The organism is Micromonospora echinofusca (assembly GCF_017614955.1).
Classification (GTDB): Bacteria; Actinomycetota; Actinomycetes; order Mycobacteriales; family Micromonosporaceae; genus Micromonospora; species Micromonospora echinofusca_A.
In genome coordinates, this window is record NZ_WVUH01000376.1 from 1 (window position 1) to 6,417 (window position 6,417).

Annotated in this window: 6 protein-coding genes; 4 read left to right on the forward strand and 2 right to left on the reverse strand. The window is 71.0% G+C overall.

The annotated features are described in order from the left end of the window. On the reverse strand, positions 1 to 1,160 hold a 1,160-nt coding region (locus tag GSF22_RS28790; protein ID WP_280116993.1), incomplete at its 3' end, for a PEP/pyruvate-binding domain-containing protein. 183 nt (positions 1,161 to 1,343) lie between these two features. On the opposite strand from GSF22_RS28790, the gene GSF22_RS28795 reads away from it, so the two are divergent. The 3 genes from GSF22_RS28795 (at position 1,344) to GSF22_RS28805 (ending at position 3,979) form a co-directional block, all read left to right on the forward strand. Next, entirely contained in the window at positions 1,344 to 1,823 is a 480-nt protein-coding gene (locus tag GSF22_RS28795; RefSeq protein ID WP_208816978.1) for a GNAT family N-acetyltransferase, read from the forward strand. 53 nt (positions 1,824 to 1,876) lie between these two features. Further along, positions 1,877 to 2,518: a hypothetical protein gene (locus tag GSF22_RS28800; protein ID WP_208816980.1), complete on the forward strand. Its 642-nt coding sequence runs from the start codon at positions 1,877 to 1,879 to the stop codon at positions 2,516 to 2,518. Between the two features lie 147 nt (positions 2,519 to 2,665). Continuing rightward, complete coding sequence (locus tag GSF22_RS28805; RefSeq protein WP_208816982.1) at positions 2,666 to 3,979, forward strand: hemolysin family protein; 1,314 nt, start codon at positions 2,666 to 2,668, stop codon at positions 3,977 to 3,979. 13 nt (positions 3,980 to 3,992) lie between these two features. Here the strand turns inward: GSF22_RS28805 and GSF22_RS28810 are convergent, their stop codons facing one another. Beyond that, positions 3,993 to 4,367: a PaaI family thioesterase gene (locus tag GSF22_RS28810; RefSeq protein ID WP_208816986.1), complete on the reverse strand. Its 375-nt coding sequence runs from the start codon at positions 4,365 to 4,367 to the stop codon at positions 3,993 to 3,995. A gap of 134 nt (positions 4,368 to 4,501) precedes the next feature. Between GSF22_RS28810 and tyrS the strand changes: the two genes are divergently transcribed. Then, positions 4,502 to 5,800, forward strand: coding sequence for a tyrosine--tRNA ligase (tyrS, locus tag GSF22_RS28815; RefSeq protein ID WP_208816985.1), 1,299 nt, complete (start codon positions 4,502 to 4,504; stop codon positions 5,798 to 5,800). Positions 5,801 to 6,417 lie beyond the last annotated feature (617 nt).

The window sequence follows — 6,417 nt, forward strand, 5'->3', positions numbered from 1 at the left end:
GGCTCACCCCGCCCGGCCGGGTCGAAACGCGGGAACATCAGCTGGGCGAGCTGGTCACCACCCACCCGGACCAGGGCCTCGTCCGGCGAGATCAGCCCCTCGTCGACGAGCTGCGCGGCGATCACGAAGGCGGCCTCGGCGGTCCGCTTGCCCACCCGGGTCTGCAGGATCCACAACCGGCCCCGCTCGATGGTGAACTCGACGTCGCACAGGTCTCGCCAGTGCCGTTCCAACCTGGTCAGCACGGTACGCAGCTGCCGGAAACTCGCCGGGTCGATCCGGTCCAGCTCGGCCAGCGGGACGGTGTTGCGGACCCCGGCCACCACGTCCTCGCCCTGCGCGTCGGCCAGGTAGTCGCCGTACACCCCGGGCGCCCCGGTCGCCGGGTCCCGGGTGAACGCCACCCCGGTACCCGAGTCCGGGCCGAGGTTGCCGAAGACCATCGCCATCACGTTCACCGCCGTACCGAGGTCGTGCGGGATCCGCTCCCGCCGGCGGTACAGCACCGCCCGCTCGGTGTTCCACGACGCCAGCACGGCGGTGACGGCCAGGAAGAGCTGCTCGTGCGGGGCCTGCGGGAACTCCCGGCCGCTGTGGGCGAGGAAGACCTTCTGGTACGCCGCGACCACGTCCCGCAGCTGCCCGGCGGTCAACTCCGCCGCGTCGGCCACCCCGGCGGCCTCCCGGACCACGTCCAGTTCCCGGTCGAACTCGGCCCCCGGCACCCCGTACACGGTGCGACCGAACATCTGGATCAACCGCCGGTACGAGTCCCACGCGAACCGCTCGTTGCCGCTGCGCGCGGCCAGCCCGCGTACGCTCGTGTCGTTGAGCCCGATGTCCAGGATCGTCTCCATCATCCCCGGCATCGAGTACCGGCCGCCGGAGCGCACCGCCAGCAGCAGCGGGTCGTGCGGGTCGCCGAGCCGCCGGTCCAACCGGGCCTCCACCTCCCGCAGGTGCTCGGCGATCTCGTCGAAGAGCCCGGCCGGCGGGGAACCGGTGGCCAGGTAGACCCGGCAGGCGTCGGTGGTGACGGTGAACCCCGGCGGCACCGGCAGGCCCAGCCGGGTCATCTCGGCCAGGTTCGCCCCCTTGCCGCCGAGCAGGTCGACCCGGGTCCGGTCACCCTCGATGAAGTCGTACACGTACCTGGTCATCCTCGCCGCCTCCGCTCTGTCCGACCGGGCGTGCCACCACCGGGGGTCCGGCGGCTCCGGTGCCGTCCGCACCCTCTTGGTATCAACGCCGCCCGATCCGCCGGCAGGGCCGCCGGACCACGGGGGAGGGGCCACAGGTCCCGGGTCCCCGTACCGCCACCGCGCCGCGTACCGTGAACGCCCGTGCAGAGTGACCTCTCCATCCGGCCGGTCCGACCCGACGACCTGGCGGTGTTCTTCCGGATGCAGCTCGACCCGGAGGCCAACCGGATGGCGGCGTTCACCGCCCCCGACCCGGCCGACCGGGTGGCCTTCGACCGGCACTGGGACCGGGTGCTCGCCGACCCGCGGAACCGGGCCTGGGCGGTGGTGGTCGACGGCACGGTGGTCGGCAACGTGCTCAGCTTCCCGGTCGACGACACGGTCGAGGTCAGCTACTGGATCGACCGCCCGCACTGGGGGCGGGGGCACGCCACCGCCGCGCTGACCGCCCTGCTGCGCGAGGTCACCGTCCGCCCGCTGCACGCCCGCGCGGCCAAGGACAATCTCGGCTCACTCTCCGTGCTGCGCAAGTGCGGCTTCGTGGTCTGCGGCGAGGACCGGGCGTACGCCGAGGCACGCGGCACCGAGGTCGAGGAGTACGTCCTGACCCTGCCGGCCTGACCTGCGCCGGCACCAGACGGGCCGGATCCCGCCCCGGCGGCTACCCTCGACCGGTGAACTGGCTGGACATCATCGGTTGGGCCGGGTCAGCACTGCTGGTCTGGTCCCTGTTGCAGGCGCGCATCCTCCGGTTGCGGGCCCTCAACCTGCTCGGCTGCCTCGTGCTGATCGGCTACAACGCCGCCCTGGCGGTCTGGCCGATGGTCGGGCTCAACGTGGTGCTCGCGGTGATCAACGTCTGGTACCTGCGCGGCATGCTCGCCACCCGGCACGACGAGACGACGTACCAGGTCGTCGAGGTGGGCACCGACGACGGTTTCCTCGCCCACACGCTGCGGGTACACGCCGCCGACATCGAGCGCTTCAATCCCCGGTTCGCCTGGGGCGGCGGCCCGGCCGACCGGTCGGCCTTCCTGGTGGTCCGCGCCGACGAGGTCGTCGGGGTGGTCCTCGCGCACGCCGAGGCGAACGCCACCGCCCAGATCGACCTGGACTACGTGACGCAACGCTTCCGAGATTTCACTCCGGGTGAGTTCGTCTACCGGCGCAGTCACCTCTTCACCGACCGGGGATTCCGTCGGGTGGTCAGCCCACCCGGCATGGTCGCCCCCTACTACAGCCGGCTCGGGTTCCGCCCCGAGGGCGACTCGTACGTGCTGGACCTGCCGTTGCGGGAGGCCACCGACCGGGTCTGAGCGGCGGTGCCCGCCACGCCGGGCGGCCCGACGTGAGCGACCGGCGGCGAAGGAGGATTCACCCGGGCCGCGGTGGGGCAATGGCAGCCGTACCCGGCCGGAGCCCGTACCGGGCGCGGAGTGTCGCAGACCGAGGGAGAGCCGCGCGTGCAGAGCGTTTGGACCCAGTTGGCACTGGTCGGGGTGCTCGTCATCCTCAACGCCGTCTTCGCCGGCAGCGAGATGGCCCTGGTCTCCCTGCGGGAGAGCCAGTTGCAGCGGCTGGAACGGAGCAGCCGGTCCGGCCGGGTGCTGGCCCGGCTCACCAAGGACCCGAACCGCTTCCTGGCCACCATCCAGATCGGCATCACGCTGGCCGGCTTCCTGGCCTCCGCCGCGGCGGCGGTCTCCCTGGCCAGGCCCCTGGTACCCCTGCTCGGTTTCCTCGGCGGCGCGGCCGAACCGGCGGCCATCGTCGTGGTCACCCTGGCGTTGACCTTCGTCACGCTGGTCTTCGGTGAGCTGGCCCCGAAACGGATCGCCATGCAGCGCGCCGAACGGTGGGCCCTGCTGGTGGCCCGACCGCTGGACCTGCTCGCCTCCTTCTCCCGCCCGGCGGTCTGGGCGCTGAGCGTCACCAGCGACCTGGCGGTACGCCTCGCCGGGGTGGACCCGAAACCCCAGCGCGACGAGATCAGTCCGGACGAGCTACGCGACATCGTCGCCGGGCACCGGGGTTTCACCAAGGAGCAGCAGACCATCATCGCCGGGGCCGTGGAGATCGCCGAGCGGCAGCTGCGGGCGGTCCTCGTCCCCCGGTTGCAGGTCTTCACCCTGGACAGCGGCACCACCGCCGAGGCGGCCCGGCTGGTGCTGGCCGCCTCCGGGCACTCCCGGGCCCCGGTGGTCCGGCACGGCGGCCTGGACGACACGGTCGGCGTGATCCACCTGCGCGACCTGGTGGGCGTACCGGACGACCGCCCGATCGACGAGTGCGCCCGCCCGCCGCTGCTGCTGCCCGACTCCCTGCCGGTGGTGGACGCGCTGCGCCAGTTCAAGGCCGAACGCCAGCACATCGCGTTGGTCCTCGACGAGCGGGGCGCGGTGGACGGCATCGTCACCCTGGAGGACATCCTGGAGGAGATCGTCGGGGAGATCTACGACGAGACCGACCGGGACGTGCGCGGGGTGCGTACCGAGGCGGACGGGTCGCTGCTGCTGCCCGGCACGTTCCCCGTGCACGACCTGCCGGACATCGGCGCCGAGCTGCCGGGCCGGCCGGTCGGGGACTACACCACCATCGCCGGCCTGCTGCTGGCCTGCCTGGGGCACATCCCCACCGGTACCGGGGAGAGCGTCACCCTCGACGGCTGGCGACTGGACGTGGCCGGTGTCGAACACCACGCGATCAGCGCGGTACGGCTGCACCGGGTCGCCGAGCCGGCGGACGACGAGCCGGCGCTCGACAGCGCCGCACGCTGACCGGCCGGAACCCTCAGGGGGTGACGAGGTTCTGCAACCGGACCTGGCCCCGGGCCACCAGCCGCGCCGCGTCGTCGACGATCTCCACCTGCCACAGCTGCTGGCTGCGGCCCCGGTGCACCGGGGTACCGGTGGCGGTGAGCTCCCCGTCGCGGACCGCGCGCAGGAAGTCGGTCTGGTTGGCCACGCCGACCACGGTGCCCCGGTCACCCCACCAGAAACCCGCGCCGATGCTCGCCGCGGTCTCGACCACCGCGCAGTACACCCCGCCGTGCTGGATCCCGTACGGCTGGTGCAGCTCGGGCCGGACACGCCACCGGATCACCACCCGGTCGGCGGTGGTCTCCACCAGTTCCAGGCCCAGCAGGGCCACGAAGCCACCTGTCATCTCCGGCACCGACACGTGTTCCTCCTCGCCGTCGCGGATCAGCGGTGCGCCAGCCTAGTACCCGGGCCACCGGACCCGTCGTCGCCGGCAAACCCGGTACGAGCGCGCGGACCGGATGGGGGAGAATCCCCAGCGTGACCGATAGCAGCCTGCCCGCCGCCGGACCGGCCGGCCGGGCCTCCCTGATCGACGACCTGCGCTGGCGGGGCCTGATCCACGACTCGACGGACCAGGACGAGTTACGCACACTTCTGGACGGCCCGCCGGCGACGTTCTACGTCGGCTTCGACCCGACCGCGCCGAGCCTGCACGTCGGCCACCTCATGCAGGTCACCACGGCCCGCCGGCTGCAACTCGCCGGTCACCGGCCGTTGCTGCTGGTCGGCGGGGCGACCGGCCAGATCGGTGACCCGAAGGAGAGCGCCGAGCGGACCCTGAACCCGCCGGAGGTGGTCGCAGGCTGGGTGCAGCGGATCCGTGACCAGCTCTCGCCCTTCGTGTCGTACACCGGGGACAACGCGGCGCACCTGGTCAACAACCTGGACTGGACCGCGCAGATGTCGGTGGTCGAGTTCCTCCGGGACGTCGGCAAGCACTTCCCGATCAACCGGATGCTGGCCCGGGAGGTGGTTCGGGCGCGGCTGGAGAGCGGCATCAGCTTCACCGAGTTCAGCTACCAGCTGCTCCAGGCCAACGACTTCTTCGAGCTGCACCGCCGGCACGGCTGCCAGCTCCAGTTCGGCGGTTCCGACCAGTGGGGCAACATCACCGCCGGGGTGGACTACGTACGCCGTCGCGGGGCGGGCCCGGTGCACGCCTTCACCACCCCGTTGGTGACCAAGTCCGACGGGACGAAGTTCGGCAAGAGCGAGGGGGGCGCGGTCTGGCTCGACCCGGCGATGACCAGTCCGTACGCGTTCTACCAGTTCTGGGTCAACGCGGACGACCGGGACGTCAACAACTACCTGCGCTACTTCAGCTTCCGTCCCGCGGAGGAGATCGAGGAGCTGGAGAAGGCCACCGCCGAGCGGCCGGCGGCCCGGCTCGCCCAGCGGGCCCTGGCGGAGGAGTTGACCACGCTGGTGCACGGTGCCCCGGAGACCGCGCAGGCGGTGGCGGCCAGTCAGGCGCTGTTCGGCCGGGGTTCGCTGGACGAACTCTCCCCGGAGACGCTCCGTGCCGCGCTGAGCGAGGCCGGTCTGGTGCAGGTCGCCGGTGAGTGGCCGGACGTGGCCGGGCTGCTCCGCGACTCCGGTCTGGTGTCCAGCCTGAAGGAGGCCCGCCGGGTCATCGCCGAGGGTGGCGCGTACGTGAACAACGAACGGATCACCGAACAGGATGCGACGGTCACCGAAAGTGACCTGCTCCATGGTCGGTTCCTGGTGCTGCGCCGCGGAAAGCGGTCGTTTGCCGGGGTTGAGCTGGCAAAATAGCTGTCGGTAAATGGTGTGACCCGGGACGCGTCCGACGGATTTGACGATCTATCCGTCGGACGCGTAACTTTCTCTCTGCCAGCGGGGAACGGACGAAACGGGCAGAGCCCAGAGGCCGGAACCGCAGGCGGCAATCCGAATCGCGTCGGTTGTTCCGACGTGCAGGGCCGGGTGGTGCGGCCGGATCGGGCGGGTGAGCCCCCCGATTTGGTGACGCGGAACCAACCGGGTAAGGTTGCCGGCTGGCAGGGCACCGGGCGAGCGTGCGGCATGACCGCAACGGCCGGCCTGCCGAACCCACCGAGAAGAAGCCAGTCGATGACTGGTGGATCGCGGTGTGCCAAACCGGAACAAAGTGTCATGGGCCACAACAAATGGTTTGACACGGCGGGAACGGTAGGGTAAGGTAGTAAAAGTGCCCGGCGCGGGAGCGGCGGGGATGTGGAGCGAAACGCCCCGGATGGGGGCCTCCTGGTGGGGGTTCTGCTGATGGTGTGTGGTTGTTCTTTGAGAACTCAACAGGGTGCTTGATAAGCCAGTGCCAAATTTTGTTTGATACCCCGGACTGGCCGCATCGTTTGGTGTGGTTGGTTTGTGGATTCCTTTGGCAACACTTT